This window comes from Diaphorobacter aerolatus (assembly GCF_014489535.1).
Classification (GTDB): Bacteria; Pseudomonadota; Gammaproteobacteria; order Burkholderiales; family Burkholderiaceae_C; genus Diaphorobacter_A; species Diaphorobacter_A aerolatus.
The window spans coordinates 1,994,645-2,009,289 of the sequence record NZ_CP060783.1; the positions used below are offsets into that span (position 1 = coordinate 1,994,645).

A 14,645-nucleotide genomic window follows, 5' to 3' on the forward strand; every position below is an offset into this window, starting at 1 on the left:
TGATGGACAAAGCAGCCCTGCGCCGCGCACTGGTAGAACAACGCCTGAATTTGCCTGATCGACTGGAACGTGCCGACATGTTGCAGCGTGTCATGCGCATCTGGCTCGTCGATCGTCCCGATCTCGTGATCGGTGCTTACTGGCCAATCAAGGGCGAGTTCGATCCGCTCCCCGCGCTGCACCGCTGGAAGGAAGACGGCGAGTTGCTCGACGAACCCCAGCGCCGCCGCATCGGCCTGCCCGTGGTCAACCGCGAGCACAAAACCCTCACCTTCCACGCCTGGTATCCCGGCTGCCCGATGGAGGAGGATGCCTACGGTATTCCCAAGCCCAAGGACACCGAACTGATCGTGCCCTCGCTGCTGTTCGTTCCCTGCGTGGGCTATGGCGCGGGCGGTTATCGCCTCGGCTACGGCGGCGGCTTCTACGACCGCACACTGGCTGCTCTGGAGCCGCGCCCATTCACCGTCGGGCTTGGCTACACCCATGGCTACGTCGATGAATTCGAGCCCGAGGCGCACGACCAACCGCTCGATGCGATCCTCAACGACAACGGCGTCGTCTGGCCGGTGGGTTGAGGATTCGCCCTTCCCGGGCGCCAGACTTTTCAATACATTTGTTGACGACTTTTACCCATTGCGCAATCACACCATCCCGCCGCGCCACTGCGCCCAGCCACGCGCGCGCAGTTCGCAGGCCGGACAGTTGCCACAGCCATATCCCCAATCGTGCAATTGATCGCGCACACCCTGATAGCAGGTGTGCGTGTCGCGGCGGATCAGCTCGACGAGCCGGTCGCCGCCCAATTCATGGGCGAGCTGCCAAGTCTGCGCCTTGCTCAGCCACATCAGCGGCGTCTCGATGAGCAGGCGCCGCTCAAGCCCCAGGCTGAGCGCGAGCTGCATGGCCTTCATCGTGTCGTCGCGGCAATCGGGGTAGCCGGAAAAATCGGTTTCGCACACACCGGTCACGATCACCGAAATGCCGCGCCGGTACGCGAGCGCACCCGCAAGCGTCAGAAACAGCAGATTGCGTCCTGGCACAAAGGTGTTCGGCAGCCCATCGGCCTGCATCGCAAAGGCCACGTCATCGGTGAGCGACGATCCACCGATCTGCGCCAGCACGTCGAGCGACAGCACGTGGTCTTCGCCCAGCCTGTCGCGCCATTCGGGAAATGCCTCGGTCAGCGCCTCGCGTGCGCTCGGACGTATCTCCATTTCCACGCTGTGGCGCTGGCCGTAGTCGAAACCGAGCGTCTCCACATGCTCGTAGCGCGTGAGTGCCTGGGCGAGGCAGGTGGTGGAATCCTGACCGCCGGAAAATAGAACCAGGGCGCGCGAGTGGTGACCCGTGCCCGCCGAAGAGATGGAAAGCGATGACATGGGCGGGGATTAAACCACCGCCAAGCACGACATCGCGAGCCAGGCCTACACTGCCCACCCCATCAACGGCAAGGTGATCGCCATGCTCCAGCTTCATTTCGGCAACAAGAACTACTCCTCCTGGTCGATGCGCCCATGGGTGCTGCTCAAGCAGGCCGGCATTCCGTTCGAGGAAGTGCTGGTGCGCTTCGACAGCTTTGCCGCAGGTTCCAAGTTCAAGACACAGCTCGCCACGGTCTCACCCACGGGCAAGGTGCCGGTGCTGGTGGACGGCGATCTTGTGGTCTGGGACACGCTCGCCATCGCGGAATACCTGGCCGAAAAATTCCCCGAAAAACACCTGTGGCCGCAGGACGCCAAGGCCCGCGCCATTGCGCGCAGCGTCTGCGCCGAAATGCACAGCAGCTTCACCGCCCTTCGCAGCCATTGCACGATGAACATCGAAGCGCGCCTGCCCGACGTCGGCGCGCTGGCCTGGCGCGACAAGCCCGAGCTACGGGCCGATGTGCAGCGCATCATCGAGATATGGAGCGGCCTGCTCGAAACCCACAAGGGTCCGATGCTGTTTGGCGAATTCAGCATCGCCGATGCGTACTACGCACCCGTATGCTCACGCATCGCCACCTACGCGCTGCCCGTGCCCGAGTCCATCAAGGCCTACATCGACCGCGTGATGGCATTGCCCGGCGTCGCCGCCTGGGTCAAGGATGCGCAGGCCGAGCAGGATTTCGTTCCGTTCGAGGAGCCCTACCGCCTGCGACGCTAGGGCCTGTTCACTCAACGCGATCCCCGTGCACCTGAAATCGGCTTCATTGACCCCAACTGTCCGTGCATGCCAAGAACCCTACTCACACCCGAACAACGCATCGAGTTGGATGCCGTGATGCGCAAGCGCCACGGCAATGCGGCGCTAGCTCGCCGGGCGCGCTGCGTCGTCCTTTGGAGCGATGGTGAGCGCCGGGTCGACATCCGCAACAAGCTCGCCTGCAACGACGCGTTTATCACCAAGTGGACTACAGCGTTCGAGGCGCAGGGCCTGGCCGGACTGGTGTCCGTGCATCCCGGTCGCGCGCCAAGGGTGCCCGTGGCCAAACTCGATGCCCGGGTTCTGAATCGAACGCTCAAGCACCTGCCCAAGGACGGCTCCACGCACTGGAGCAGCCGCAAGCTGGCCGATGAACTGGGGGATGTGTCGTTCTCCACCATCCAGCGTATCTGGCGCAAGCATGGCATTCGCCCCCATCGGCTGGACACGCACATGGTCTCCAACGACCCGGACTTTGAGGTCAAGGCGGCCGACGTGATCGGGCTGTACCTCGAGCCGCCTGCGCATGCGGTCGTGTTCTGCGTGGACGAGAAGACTGCGATCCAGGCACTGGACCGCAAGGATCGGATGCTGCCGCTATCGCCCGGGCGCGCCCAAAGCCACGGCTTCGAGTACAAGCGCAACGGCACGCTGAGCCTGTTCGCCGCACTGAATACCGGCACCGGCGAAGTACTGGGCAAGACGGCCACGCGCCACACCAGCGAGCAGTTCGTGAGCTTTCTGCAAGAAGTCGTCGCCAGCCAACCCAGGCGCCGCGAGATTCACGTCATCTGCGACAACGTCAGCAGTCACAAAACGCCGCTCGTGCAGGCGTTCCTGGCCAGGCACCGTCGCGTGCACATGCACTACACCCCGACGTACTCGTCGTGGCTGAACCAGGTGGAAAACTGGTTTGCCCGCATCCAGCGCGACGTCATTGCTCGCGGGGTCTTCACGTCAGTCAAAGACCTGGACAAGAAGCTCATGCGATACATCCGCCAATACAACAAAGATCCAAAACCGATGAAGTGGATCTACGCTGATCCTACTCGACGCATCACATCCGATTCTTCGGATTCAGTGGACTAGGTGTGAACAGTCAAGAGGTTATTTGCAGATTTGAGCCTGGCCATCGGAGCGATGTGGCCGATGCCGCTGTGCGGCCTGTGCCAGTTGTAATGATGCTGCCAGCTCGCCAGGGCATTGGTCCGCTCGGCTGAATTCTGGTACGTCCACCCATACGCCCACTCGCGCAGCACCGACTGGATGAACCTCTCGGCCTTGCCATTGGTCTGTGGCCGGTACGGCCTGGTGAACTTGTGCTGCACGCCCAAGGCCTTGCAGGCAGCAGCAAACTCCTTGGACCGGAACGCCGCACCGTTATCAGTCAGCAAGCGTTTGACGCGCACGCCCAGCCCCTCGTAGTACGCCAGCGCGTTGTGCAGGAACGCGACGGCCTCGTGCTTCTTCTCGTCGGGATGCATGGCGGTGAAGGCAATGCGTGCATGGTCGTCAATGGCCACGAACAACGTCTCCCAGCCTGCACCATTGACCGAGTCGCGCCGGTTGCCAGTTACTCGATGGCTGGGTCTGACGATACGCCCGAGCTTCTTGGTGTCGATGTGCAGCATGTCGCCGGGAGCTTCGTGCTCGTAGCGAATCACCGGCTCAGCAGGCTGCAGGTCGCTGAGGCGAGAAAGGCCCGCGCGGCCAGTACACGGATGACGGTGGATGCAGAGACGCCTGCATAGCGGGCAATGCGCGACTGAAGCATCCGGCGACGGCGCAACTCGACGATGAGCAGGGCCTTGGACTCGTCAATGGCGCGGGGCGAGCGAGCTGGCCTGGAGGACGCATCGGCAAGAGCAGCTTCGCCGCCGCTCAGATACCGACCCAGCCACTTCCTGGCCGTCTGCGCTGTGACGCCTTGGTCAAGGCCGGCCTGAGCGGCGTTCAGACCATCAACGGTCATTTGTTTAACCATCTCAAGTCGGCGGGCAAAGGTAAGTCGGGCATGCTTATGGGTGTTCATCCGGTTGGGTGTCCTGAGTAGGTTGGGTGTTTGGCGACCTCCAGTCTCTCAAACCCAACCCGGATGAACACCGGATATAACCTATTGAATCTTCACACCTAGAACTGCCGTTCAGTTGGCAATTCCATGGCATGTCAGCTTCTTTGACCATCACGGATCTTTTCGCGTTCTACGCCATGCTTCTAAATGATCGTCGCCGCCTCACTATATGAAAACTGCTCGCGGAGCCTGACGCCTCGCTTTTAGTTTATCTAATACCGTACACTCGCAAATTTTTACCATTAGAAACAAAATTTATAAAATTGCTAGAATCTACAAATTCATATTTGCTTGATAGGTATGCCTAGCTGCCATCTTGATCTCACCGGAAACTATATCGAGGAATGCCCATAGGTGGACTTAGGTGCACCAGACGGAGGAAGAGATGCTACAACCATGACAGTTTCAGAGCTCATCGAGCATTGGAGATTCAGGAGTCACCGCGTGCAGCTCGCACACTACGAGTGTGCTCGCAGGTTTGAACGATTTCACCTATGGCTTGGATTGCCAGCTATTGCACTTGGCACGATTGTCGGGACAGCGGTTTTTGCTTCTTTAGAAAAGTCCGCAGACGTCCGACTTCAAATTGGCGTAGGGTTACTCAGCGTGGTGGCCGCGGTCCTAACGGGTCTACAGACATTTCTAAGATATGCGGAGCTGGCCGAGAAACATCGCCTTGCGGGTGCGCGTTTCGCCAACCTAAAGCATCGAATTGAATTGCTGACAACGCTCCAAGCAGAGACGGAGATACGTTCACAATTAGTGGCAATCGAAGACACATGGGCGAAGCTCCGTGAGGAAAGCCCATCACTATCATCTGGTGTCTGGCGACATATAGAGCAACAAGTCCAGTTTGGGCAACCACTCTATGGATTTGGTGAGCAAACGCCATAGTCCATGGTATTGATGTCAACGCGCAGCCCAAAATGAGGTGCTGCGCACTGCGGAATCCGAGGAGGCCTTGCGCGCGCAGCGGGCCTATGTCGAGCGACTTCCGCTAGGTGGAAGGAGGGGTGTTTTGTGCCGCTTCCAGTGCTTCGGCAAAAGCCGCGACCACTCTTCTCCATTTAGCGGAACTTGATGCAAGGCGTTCTAGGCGTAGCGCCAAATGCTGAGATTCCTCCGCACTAGAAATCCGCTCTTCTTCGATTCTTAAGTATTTACATAAAATTTGCACATTTTTCGATCCTCCCTTGAACAAGCCTCGCTCAATTCGCGATATCTGGGAATGGCTGACGCTCGTTCGCCCTGCCAACTCTAACAGTGTCAATCCGAGCTTTTTACGCGCGAGTCGAATCCGAACGCCAAGCGCCACTGCTTCCTCTGGGTCTCTGTAGCTCGTTGCCATTTCCGAGTATTATGTGCAAAATTTTTGCAAATTCCTATGACTGTCTATGTTGATGACTCCCGCTTGTCCTGGCGAGGCCGCAGTTGGTGCCATCTGGTAGCCGATTCCATTGCCGAGCTACATGCCTTCGCCGCCCAACTTGGTCTCCGCCAAGAGTGGTTTCAGTACCGCACGATGTATCCTCACTACGACGTGACCATGCGCGTGCAACGGCGAGCGCTTGCGCTGGGCGCTCAGGTGGGCGATAAAAAGACAATCGTTGCCTGTGCCAAAAGGCTCCGAACAGAACTGAGCAGGCAAAATTTCCACACCGGTGCGCCGCCCGATCCTCCACAGGGTGCGCTTACCTGTAAAGAAGTGACGTCAGCCGACGAACCTTTACAGCAATCTCTATTTGGTGCCTGAGCCCGAACCCATGACGACCTCGAAGCCCGCCCAGAGAAATGTCCGTAAGCCTTCCGGAGCGGTGAATGTCGAGCTCCTACCGTCTCATAGTCTCACCGTCACTGCCTACTACAAGCAGGCGTCCCGGACAGATCGATTTAAAACTAGTGAACACCAGGATCACTACCGAGAACTCGGCTTTGGTTTCTTCGGTGAGGTCGGTGGGCTGCTTTCCGCCTTAAAAAAGAGCAAGCGAGATCAGCTCACGCCACCACAAGCCCAGGTTGTTGGTGAGGAGTTGGGTGACGCTCTTTGGTATCTCGTGAATATGGCGGCCTTATCGGGCATCGATGTAGAAGAATTCGCCAAGGCGAGTGTGCAGTTTCTACGCCAATACTTCGATGAGCAACCAAGGGTAGCACCTTCTATAGTGACCTTCAAATCCTTGGATGGCATCACTGCGCAGCACCACTTGCAGCTTTCACGTCATGGCGACTCGCCCTCAGAATGTTGGCAAAGGATAGCGGCGAAATCGTTGTCCGAGATCTGCGAGACATATTGGCAAATAGGGGAGGTGATCGTGGTCAGACATTCGGACGCCTACTCGGAGGGCTCGCGCTTGTGAGCGCGAGGCATGGGCTTCGGGTAGAGCTCATAGCCCAAGAAAATTTGAAAAAGATCGCTGACCGGTGGCCAGGTGACAACCCAAGACATGTATCTCTTCAAATGTATGGTGAGTCTCATGAGCAACTTCCATCGAAAATGGAAGTACTGTTCACTCAGCGCAAGGTGGGCAGCCGAATCGTCGTCGTGCAGCAGATGAATGGGGTTAACATCGGCGATCCCTTGACGGATAACAGCCATCGACCAGATGGGTATCGTTTTCACGATGTCTTTCACTTAGCCTATGCTGTGCACTTGGGATGGTCCCCGGTGATTCGAGCACTATTGAAGGTGAAGCGAAAATCTGATCCTCGGATTGACGAGAACGAAGACGGCGCTCGTGCCATCATCATTGAAGAAGGCATTGCTACGTGGATCTTCAATCACTCTGCGCGCCAGTCACCAAAACACTACGCCGCCGTCGTCGAAGGGCGACTTGACTATGCGTTGCTGAAGACGGTTCGCGGGATGGTTTCGGGATTTGAAGTGGCCGACCTTCCTCTGTGGCAATGGGAACGAGCCATCTTGGAAGGCTTCCGTGTTTTCCGACTTCTGCTCGAGAACAAGGGCGGGACCGTGGAGGCCGATCTCCGCAAGCGCACGTTGACTTACAAGCCGCTAGCGGCGATAGCACCATGACACCCACAACCTTTGTACGCGCCCTGGCCGTGGTCCACCTTCCAAATGTGTTCAATCCATACGCAGACACATGTGACGTCTACGACCAAGATAATGCACCGGCCGTGCGTCGCCGAAACCTGCGGACACTTCTCACGGCTGCTGAGCGCTTGGGCATTGACACCATTTGGATGGGGCGAGACCTGGGCTATCGGGGTGGGCGTCGAACGGGTTTGGCTCTAACAGACGAGCGACATCTTCCTGCGATGAGCCATATCTATCCGGGAACTCAGTCGTCGCGTACGACGGTCGGTCCGGAAGTGGCAGAGCGAACCGCAGCTGAGATCTGGGCTGTTCTATCCCTGCTGGACAAGCCGCCACTGCTGTGGAACGTCTTCCCACTCCACCCGCATGAGGCAGGTGACCCATTCACCAATCGCAAATTCACCAGCAAGGAGCTCCGCGAGGTGGACGAGCTGAACGCATCTCTGATTCGCTGGCTAGGCATCCGCCGCATCGTGTCGATTGGTCAAGACGCAGCGTCGTATGCAGCAAAGTTCGGGGTAGAGGTGCAGAGTGTCCGTCATCCCAGCTATGGCGGGGTCAGAGAGTTCCGTGAAGGGATCAGCCGCCTCCACGGAATTGATGTGCGCAAACGCGCGCCCTCAATCCGTCAAGGCGCTCTCTTCTAAGGTACCGCCGCAGCTTTGACTGCTTCCAGCACCTGCTTCGCAGCGGGCATAGACTGGCGCCAGCTTTTCAGGTCCAGTGCCGCTTGTGTCGAAATACAGGTAAGAGAGCCGACTTTCAGATTGCTCTCATTGGCCACGAACTGAAGCAGTTGTGACAATCCGATCAAGTTGCCGAGTCCCCGCTGGCAGTAGTAGTGGTAACGATAGATAGCAGTGAGATCGACTTGATCCCGATTAGTTAGCTTGAAACTCAGATGGCTCAAACAGGGCATATTGCGCACTAGCTTGCCGTCAAGCTTTACATCGAACGTCGGAACTTCCCAGCCGAAAGCATCAGCGGGATCAAGATCCACCGAGGGCTCGACCACGCCCAACTCATAGACCGCTTGGTATGGATGACCGCCGGTTGTGGCTCTCGTCAACTTATCAATGACCTGCTCAATGGGGATGACCCACTTTGTTGGATCCTTCGCTCGGCGCCTCATGATCCGGAGCGCGTACGTGCCCCACGTATTGTCTTTCTGGGCCTTGGCCATTTTCTCTATGAAGGCATCATAGAGTGCCGGGCGGCCATGGCGGCGATACATCGATTGTGGAAAGATGGTTGCCGCAACCGTATTGATGCTGAGATCAGGTTGGCGAGCATCCTGTGAACGCACGCGCAGTGCATCATCTACGACTGCAATGACATTGCGATCAGCAGCCGTGATGCGTGTAGGGTCTGTGATCTCCAGAACCAGATTCCGCCCTTCACGGCCGTTACCTTCGAGAAAATTCAAGGCGTCGACCCAAACTGGAACGATGCGGTCACCAGGAAGAAGCTTGGCCATCGCTATACCTTAAATGCCGTTACGGCATGAGATTGAACATAGGAATGGGGTAGCCAAGCTTTGCCTTGCTCGCCCCAGTCCTCACCCCAAGTGTTCCGAATACGGAAGTGGAGCTCGCCAGTCCCGCTGTGCTTCCCGAGCCCTGTTGCAACCACGGCGTGGTACATGTTAGTGCTTAGAAGCATGTGGGAAAACTCAATCATTCCCTGCGTAGGCTTTAGAAACGTGTCTGTGAGCTTGAGAATCAAGCCCACGGGTTTCCCTTGCCGCAGTTCGTCCTCAATCTGCTGAGGCGCTGTAGAAATCAACTGCACCGTGGCGGCGTAGAGCTTCTCTGAAGCCGCGAGCTGCGGCAAGTCAGGCGGCGCCTCAAGCGGTTCGTGCACGAGATACGGGCAGGCCATGTCGGCGGGTTGGCCATGCTGGGCGAGCGCCTCGGACAAATGCATCATCTGCAAACCGCCCCCGGCTTTCCATGTCGCAGATCTCCTTGCTGCCGCACGATAGATGTACTCGGCACTTAGCACTGAGTCTGTGCCGCTCAGGTTGCGGTTGAGTTCAGATGCTGTAAAAGCAAGGCAAGTAGGACGGTTTCCCTGAGGCCGCGGAGGCCCCCAATTTGCCGACAGGTCAATGCTAGAAACTATAGTCATTGCGCCTTTGCCTCTTGAACCAAGCGTTGGCGCGTCGAGGCACTGAGCCCCTTCTCAACTGCTTCCAACCGGGTGCGAAGTGCGAACGCAGAACTGCCCGACTCTGAATGCCGACTGGTCCCGCTCCAAGGCTGCACTTCGTCAAAGACCAACTGCACCGGCGCAGTAGCACCATCCCGTGGAAGTTCCAGCGAGTAATTCATCGGTGAGGAACTCCCTACCGGGAGATCCTGAGATGCCGCAACGGGCAACTGATTGCGACTGTCGATGAGAAGGGGCTTGAGTACATAGCCCTCTGCTTGTGCCTCCGTAACAGACCAAAGATAGCCGCCTGTCACATGGCTGGGTAGTTCCATAATGATGTGGTCATCTGCGCGGGGCTCGAGTATCGATTCCTTGTCGTTCGGACCGATCCGCCAAACATCCTTGCTGCCTTCGAATGTTGTGCCTTGGGGAGTTAGCGCTCGTTTGATGCTCGCGGGCGGAATGCGTGCCAACGACTTGGCCATTCCCCGTCGAGTTTGCCCAAACGAACCAGTGACCACACCATTGCGGTATAGCTGAGGCCGAGGCGCAGTGACAGCTGATATATCGTCGCAGGGTCTCGGACCGACTCCCAATTCCAGCGTTGTGCCTTGAGCACCTTGACGACCAGGGCTAATGGTGCCATCAAGGAGTAAGCGAACTGGTCCGCTTCGAGCTCAACTTCATTTGCGTCAGACCCATAGTCGAGCTGTTCGTCAGTGTTGGTCCCATGACCAAGAAAAAAATGGCCTAGCTCGTGGGCACAGGTCATGTGGAACATGCCCGCCGGCCGAAGGTAGTTGAGCAGGATGCCGACGCTGTCCTCCCGCAGAAACGCTCCCAGGAGCTTGTCCAGAGGCCGGACCATGACATCTATGCCCTCATCCTCTGCAATTGCGATCGGATCAATTCGGGTGTAGCCATCGGCCAGGCGAGCGCGCGTGTGCGGACTCGCCAACACTTCGGCGGCAAGTCGTGCAACTTTGAGAGCGGTCCCGCGCGCGATCATTTTGGTTTCCTTGTCGTAGCTTTCTTGCCGGTCCCGCTGGCCCGGAGGAACTCGGCGAAGCGAGCCACTTCGTCGAGATCCTTCTCCGACAAGTCCCTGAAGGTTCGTGCATAGAACGCAACTTTCTCGGATACCTCCTTGGTCTCACCAGACAAAAAGTAATTCACAGGGCGACCGTAGAGCTTAGCCAACCGGTCTAGTTCGACGGCTTCAACCTTCCGGTTTCCGGACTCGATATTTGTGACGGCCGGACGTGAAATACCGAGAGTTATCGCGACATCGTCCTGTGAAAGACCGAGATATTCCCTGGCTTCTTTCAGGCGTACTGCCATTGCTTCGCGTTGCTTGGTCGCGTCTGCGCCGGCAGTCATTTGGCTTGCCCCACAACATACCTCAGCACACGCTTGGTGAGGTCTTCGATGAACTGTCCTTTGCTGTCGTATCCACCCCGGCGTATCACGCTCCCCTCCGGAAGCTCCATCCCGACAATTTTTTCCAATTCGATAAGTGCATCTACAGCTGTCAGAGAGTCGAGAGGATCTATCAATCCGTCAACAGACTCTGATGCCCCGTCAACGGCAAGAGAGTGACCGTCCCAGAACTGTCGTAGACACGCCTCGATGGCTGATTTGAGTTGATCTACGTCCATGTGAGCTCCTTGTCTGAATATCAAACGCATTCTGTACGAATATCTTACATCACTCTTGTTCGGAGATCAAGGGGTTCGACAAACCATCCTGAGTGACAGCACTGGCCATAGCTGCCCTATGCACGAACAGGCATAAGCCGAGCGGGCTGCCGAGTTTGCGATTCCTGCCCACGTACTGAAAAAGCAGGATGCATCCGACCGATGAGCGTGCCGTTGACTATTTAGCGGGTCGTTGCGACATGGAATTGCCTTTCATGGGTACGTCACAACCGATTGAACGCACCCTTCCTTAGCATTTCAGCTTCTTTGGCAACCACCATGGATTTTTTCAAGTTCTACGCCATGCTTCTAGATGAACGTCGCCATCTCACTGAATCGCCCCGGGTTTCGAGGAGGCTGGTTGGTTTAAGTAGTCGTCCCTGAAATATTCATTTCACGCGCCCCTACCTCTGCCCAAGATTTGCCAGCGCTCGCAGCCCATGACTCGCAGCCAGCCCGAACTGGCTCGCTCAAGTCCGTCAAGGGTTGTTCTTACAACGCGACGCTGCGCCACTGACGCCAGCGTGCACACGGCGTGCAGCCACAAAAAAATCGCCCACAAAAAGGCAATCCCCTTCCTCGCGATCATGCGCAGCAGCCACCTGAGGTTGTAGTAGCCCGCTGCGCACAGCACCGCATGCACGCTGTCGCCCTGCTCGCCCTTGAGAGGGCAGCGGTTCATGCGGTGGTCGGCCTTGAGGTGGCCGATGATCGGCTCGATGGCCTGGCGGCGCTTGAGTTGTTGCCGCTCCTGTGCGCTGAGCCGTTTGCTCTTGCCCCGGTGCACGATGCGCACATCCGGGTTGTCCGCATCCACACCCCGGTAGCCCAGATCGACAACCACCCTCGTGGGCCGGGCCTGACAGTCCTGCATCAGGATGCGGCACTGCTCCAGTTGTTCGCTCAGCGTGTGTCCGTCATACGGATTGCCCGCAAACGCCCGGGCACCCACGATCAGGTTGCCCCTGAGCGTGCTGGCGATGCCCACCTTCACGCCAAACTCGTAGGGCTGTCTGGCCTTGCCCTTGCTGATGCAGCTGACCGCCGGCGCATGCCATGCGTAGAGCTTGGGCTGCCCCTCAACGGGTTTGCGCTGGCGGCTTTGGGTGGCGATGCGAGCGGCTTTGTCCAGGGTCTCTTGCAATGCCTGGCGCACCGCGTGACCAAGGGCGCTGGCCTTGCGCCCGATCTCTCGCACCAGCCTGCCCACGATGGTGCGCTGGCGCTTGATGGCCCGGCGCATGCGCTTGAACTGGCGGGCATCCGATTCATTGAACACGTGCTTGAGGTACAGCAGCGAGATCATGATGCGCAGCGGCACGCGCGGCCGCCCCGCATGGCTCGCGCGAGCAGCACGCTGCACCTGTTCGCCGAAAAGATCCAAATCGGGCAGAGCCGCACCTGTGCGCGCTTTGCGAGAAAAGACCTGGGCGACCTGCGCCTCGATCTCCTGCCAGGGCACGCGCGAGGCCAGCACCGCCAGCGGGTGACGCACATCGATCATGTGATCTGCTCCGTTTTGAAGGACTTGATGACGCCGCGCATTACCTCTCTGGCTTCGAGGAGTGCCCAGCTTCTACGGGGAATATGATCATACGAGACCTGACATTGAAAATGCGGATTGATCCATGACCCAATCCGCATTGGCAGCCTGTCACTCACATCGCGCAGAGAATCCCTTGGTCCTGAGCGTAAGATCCGGCACCCCACAAGCAATACACTCGACGCATGCAAATCTTTATGGTCGGCGGCGCGGTTCGTGACCGCCTGATGGGCAATGCCGTGAATGATCGCGACTGGGTCGTGGTTGGTGCCCTGCCCGACGAAATGACCCGGCTCGGCTACATGGCCGTGGGGCGGGATTTTCCTGTGTTCCTGCACCCCGAGACGCATGAGGAATATGCGCTTGCGCGCACCGAACGCAAGAGCGGGCGCGGCTATCGCGGCTTCGTGGTGCAGACCTCACCCGACGTGACGCTGGAAGAAGACCTCTCGCGGCGCGATCTCACCGTGAATGCAATGGCGGCGCCCGCCGATTGGGATGGGTCGCCGCTGACCGTCGTCGATCCGCACGACGGTCAGCGCGATCTGCACGACAAGGTGCTGCGCCACGTCACCGCTGCCTTTCGCGAAGACCCGGTGCGCATCCTCCGGATTGCGCGTTTTGCCGCACGGTTTGCGGACTTCAGCGTGGCCCCCGAAACCATGGCGCTGATGCGTGCGATGGTGGATGAGGGCGAGGTCGATCATCTGGTCGCCGAACGCGTCTGGCAGGAGCTATCGCGTGGGCTCATGGAGCAGCGTCCGTCGCGCATGTTCGAGGTGCTGCGCGAATGTGGGGCGCTCGCGCGCCTGCTGCCGGAACTCGACCGGCTGTGGGGCGTGCCGCAGCGCGCCGAATACCACCCGAGGTCGATACCGGCGTGCACGTGATGATGGTGGTCGATATGTCGGCGCGCCTGGCTGCGCATCTCGACGTGCGCTTTGCGTGCCTGGTGCACGATCTTGGCAAGGGCACGACGCCCGCCGACATCCTGCCGCGCCATCATGCGCACGAGGAGCGCAGCGTCGATCTGGTGAACGCCGTTTGCGACCGCTGGCGTGTGCCCAATGACCTGCATGAGCTGGCCGTGCTGGTCGCGCGCGAGCACGGCAATATCCATCGCAGCAAGGAGCTGCAGGCGGCCGCGCTGCTGCGCCTGTTCGAGCGCTGTGATGCGATCCGCAAACCCCGGCGATTTGCCGACGCGCTGTTTGCCTGTGAATGCGATGCGCGTGGCCGCTTGGGCTTTGAAGATCGACCCTATCCGCAACGCGCACGACTGTGGGACGCGTTGCAATCGGTGCTCGCCGTGAACACCGGACCGATTGCCGGTGCCGCCGCGAAGAAGGGGCTCAAGGGCGAGGCCATAGGCGCAGCCGTCGCCGATGCGCGCCGCGAGGCGCTGCGCAGGTGGCTGTCCGGGGAGCCGCCAGGGTTATCGGCCGACGCGCAAAATCCGGCGACATGAGCAGCGACTCCGCGACAACCCCACCGGTCCTCATCATCAGAACCACCCAGGCGCTGCGCGATCTGGCCGCGTGCGGGACTGTTTCTTCATCTTCCGATGAGGCATGCAATTGCCGACTTGCGCGTTACAAAGGCTGGGACAGCATCACCGAGATGCTCTGGCCGGCTGCGCAGATGCGGCAGGTGGCAGACCTGCGCGAACCCGGCGTGGACGAGCCGACGTTCGAGGAATTTCATCCCGCGCGCACGCGCTACGAAAGCCCCGATGCGCCGATTGCGCTGGCCTACTTTCCCGTGAATCGCGCGACCGTGTGGCGATGCCGGCGCTGTGGATTGCAGGTGATGCGTTATACCGAGTTTGGTGGGTATTACGTGGATCACCGGGTGCGCGTGCTGGATGTCGCGCTGGTGATGGATGCTCCCTCACCGTCGCCCTCTTCTTCTTGAGTTTTTACCAGGGCCTGTTCA

General features: G+C 58.8%; 18 protein-coding genes and 2 pseudogenes. 10 read left to right on the forward strand and 10 right to left on the reverse strand.

All coding sequences use genetic code 11. The features are described from left to right. The first annotated feature begins 2 nt into the window (after positions 1 to 2). Positions 3 to 578, forward strand: a complete 576-nt coding sequence (locus tag H9K75_RS09150) for a 5-formyltetrahydrofolate cyclo-ligase (RefSeq protein WP_187725532.1) — start codon at positions 3 to 5, stop codon at positions 576 to 578. A gap of 66 nt (positions 579 to 644) precedes the next feature. On the opposite strand, the gene queC is transcribed toward H9K75_RS09150, so the two are convergent. After that, on the reverse strand, positions 645 to 1,382 hold the full coding sequence (queC, locus tag H9K75_RS09155; RefSeq protein ID WP_187725533.1) for a 7-cyano-7-deazaguanine synthase QueC: 738 nt from the start codon (positions 1,380 to 1,382) through the stop codon (positions 645 to 647). Between the two features lie 82 nt (positions 1,383 to 1,464). On the opposite strand from queC, the gene H9K75_RS09160 reads away from it, so the two are divergent. After that, entirely contained in the window at positions 1,465 to 2,148 is a 684-nt protein-coding gene (locus tag H9K75_RS09160) for a glutathione S-transferase family protein (protein WP_187725534.1), read from the forward strand. Between the two features lie 66 nt (positions 2,149 to 2,214). After that, the gene (locus H9K75_RS09165; RefSeq protein WP_187725535.1) at positions 2,215 to 3,276 is read left to right on the forward strand and encodes an IS630 family transposase; all 1,062 of its coding nucleotides are present in this window, start codon (positions 2,215 to 2,217) and stop codon (positions 3,274 to 3,276) included. On the opposite strand, the pseudogene H9K75_RS09170 reads toward H9K75_RS09165, so the two are convergent. Then, positions 3,273 to 4,219, reverse strand: a pseudogene (locus H9K75_RS09170) (IS481 family transposase). The gene H9K75_RS09165 and the pseudogene H9K75_RS09170 sit on opposite strands and share 4 nt — an antisense overlap. A 483-nt stretch (positions 4,220 to 4,702) precedes the next feature. Between H9K75_RS09170 and H9K75_RS09175 the strand changes: the two are divergent. After that, the gene (locus tag H9K75_RS09175; protein WP_264293999.1) at positions 4,703 to 5,152 is read left to right on the forward strand and encodes an SLATT domain-containing protein; all 450 of its coding nucleotides are present in this window, start codon (positions 4,703 to 4,705) and stop codon (positions 5,150 to 5,152) included. Positions 5,153 to 5,255: 103 nt separating this feature from the next. Here H9K75_RS09175 and H9K75_RS09180 read toward each other — a convergent pair whose 3' ends face one another. Further along, the gene (locus tag H9K75_RS09180) at positions 5,256 to 5,606 is read right to left on the reverse strand and encodes a helix-turn-helix domain-containing protein (protein ID WP_187725537.1); all 351 of its coding nucleotides are present in this window, start codon (positions 5,604 to 5,606) and stop codon (positions 5,256 to 5,258) included. Positions 5,607 to 5,642: 36 nt separating this feature from the next. Between H9K75_RS09180 and H9K75_RS09185 the strand changes: the two genes are divergently transcribed. From H9K75_RS09185 to H9K75_RS23790, 4 genes are all read left to right on the forward strand, one after another. After that, entirely contained in the window at positions 5,643 to 6,011 is a 369-nt protein-coding gene (locus H9K75_RS09185; RefSeq protein ID WP_187725538.1) for a DUF4031 domain-containing protein, read from the forward strand. A 10-nt stretch (positions 6,012 to 6,021) separates the two neighbouring features. Next, on the forward strand, positions 6,022 to 6,615 hold the full coding sequence (locus tag H9K75_RS09190) for a nucleoside triphosphate pyrophosphohydrolase family protein (protein WP_187725539.1): 594 nt from the start codon (positions 6,022 to 6,024) through the stop codon (positions 6,613 to 6,615). 137 nt (positions 6,616 to 6,752) lie between these two features. Further along, on the forward strand, positions 6,753 to 7,292 hold the full coding sequence (locus tag H9K75_RS09195; protein WP_264294000.1) for a hypothetical protein: 540 nt from the start codon (positions 6,753 to 6,755) through the stop codon (positions 7,290 to 7,292). Positions 7,293 to 7,537: 245 nt separating this feature from the next. Beyond that, a complete protein-coding gene (locus tag H9K75_RS23790; RefSeq protein ID WP_226858623.1) occupies positions 7,538 to 7,963 on the forward strand; it encodes a uracil-DNA glycosylase in 426 nt (141 codons plus the stop codon). Here the strand turns inward: H9K75_RS23790 and H9K75_RS09205 are convergent. The 7 genes from H9K75_RS09205 to H9K75_RS09235 form a co-directional block, all read right to left on the reverse strand. Next, positions 7,960 to 8,793 carry a thymidylate synthase family protein gene (locus tag H9K75_RS09205; RefSeq protein WP_187725542.1) on the reverse strand — a complete coding sequence of 278 codons (834 nt, stop codon included), beginning with the start codon at positions 8,791 to 8,793 and terminating at the stop codon, positions 7,960 to 7,962. The genes H9K75_RS23790 and H9K75_RS09205 overlap by 4 nt on opposite strands. A gap of 2 nt (positions 8,794 to 8,795) precedes the next feature. After that, complete coding sequence (locus H9K75_RS09210) at positions 8,796 to 9,245, reverse strand: C1 family peptidase (protein ID WP_187725543.1); 450 nt, start codon at positions 9,243 to 9,245, stop codon at positions 8,796 to 8,798. Between the two features lie 197 nt (positions 9,246 to 9,442). Next, the gene (locus tag H9K75_RS09215) at positions 9,443 to 9,955 is read right to left on the reverse strand and encodes a protease inhibitor I42 family protein (protein ID WP_187725544.1); all 513 of its coding nucleotides are present in this window, start codon (positions 9,953 to 9,955) and stop codon (positions 9,443 to 9,445) included. Further along, complete coding sequence (locus H9K75_RS09220; RefSeq protein WP_187725545.1) at positions 9,904 to 10,479, reverse strand: ImmA/IrrE family metallo-endopeptidase; 576 nt, start codon at positions 10,477 to 10,479, stop codon at positions 9,904 to 9,906. Before H9K75_RS09220 ends, H9K75_RS09215 begins: the two co-directional genes overlap by 52 nt. Next, positions 10,476 to 10,811 (reverse strand): helix-turn-helix domain-containing protein, encoded by a 336-nt coding sequence (locus tag H9K75_RS09225; RefSeq protein ID WP_264294001.1) that lies wholly within the window; start codon positions 10,809 to 10,811, stop codon positions 10,476 to 10,478. The genes H9K75_RS09220 and H9K75_RS09225 overlap by 4 nt, the downstream gene beginning before the upstream one ends. A gap of 35 nt (positions 10,812 to 10,846) precedes the next feature. Beyond that, positions 10,847 to 11,128, reverse strand: coding sequence for a hypothetical protein (locus H9K75_RS09230; RefSeq protein ID WP_187725547.1), 282 nt, complete (start codon positions 11,126 to 11,128; stop codon positions 10,847 to 10,849). Positions 11,129 to 11,561: 433 nt separating this feature from the next. After that, the gene (locus tag H9K75_RS09235) at positions 11,562 to 12,671 is read right to left on the reverse strand and encodes a transposase (protein WP_226858625.1); all 1,110 of its coding nucleotides are present in this window, start codon (positions 12,669 to 12,671) and stop codon (positions 11,562 to 11,564) included. Between the two features lie 224 nt (positions 12,672 to 12,895). Here H9K75_RS09235 and H9K75_RS09240 point away from each other — a divergent pair. Together H9K75_RS09240 and H9K75_RS09245 are read left to right on the forward strand one after the other, a co-directional pair. Continuing rightward, positions 12,896 to 14,178: pseudogene (locus H9K75_RS09240) on the forward strand (multifunctional CCA addition/repair protein). Next, positions 14,175 to 14,624 carry a hypothetical protein gene (locus H9K75_RS09245; protein WP_187725548.1) on the forward strand — a complete coding sequence of 150 codons (450 nt, stop codon included), beginning with the start codon at positions 14,175 to 14,177 and terminating at the stop codon, positions 14,622 to 14,624. The pseudogene H9K75_RS09240 and the gene H9K75_RS09245 overlap by 4 nt, the downstream one beginning before the upstream one ends. Positions 14,625 to 14,645 lie beyond the last annotated feature (21 nt).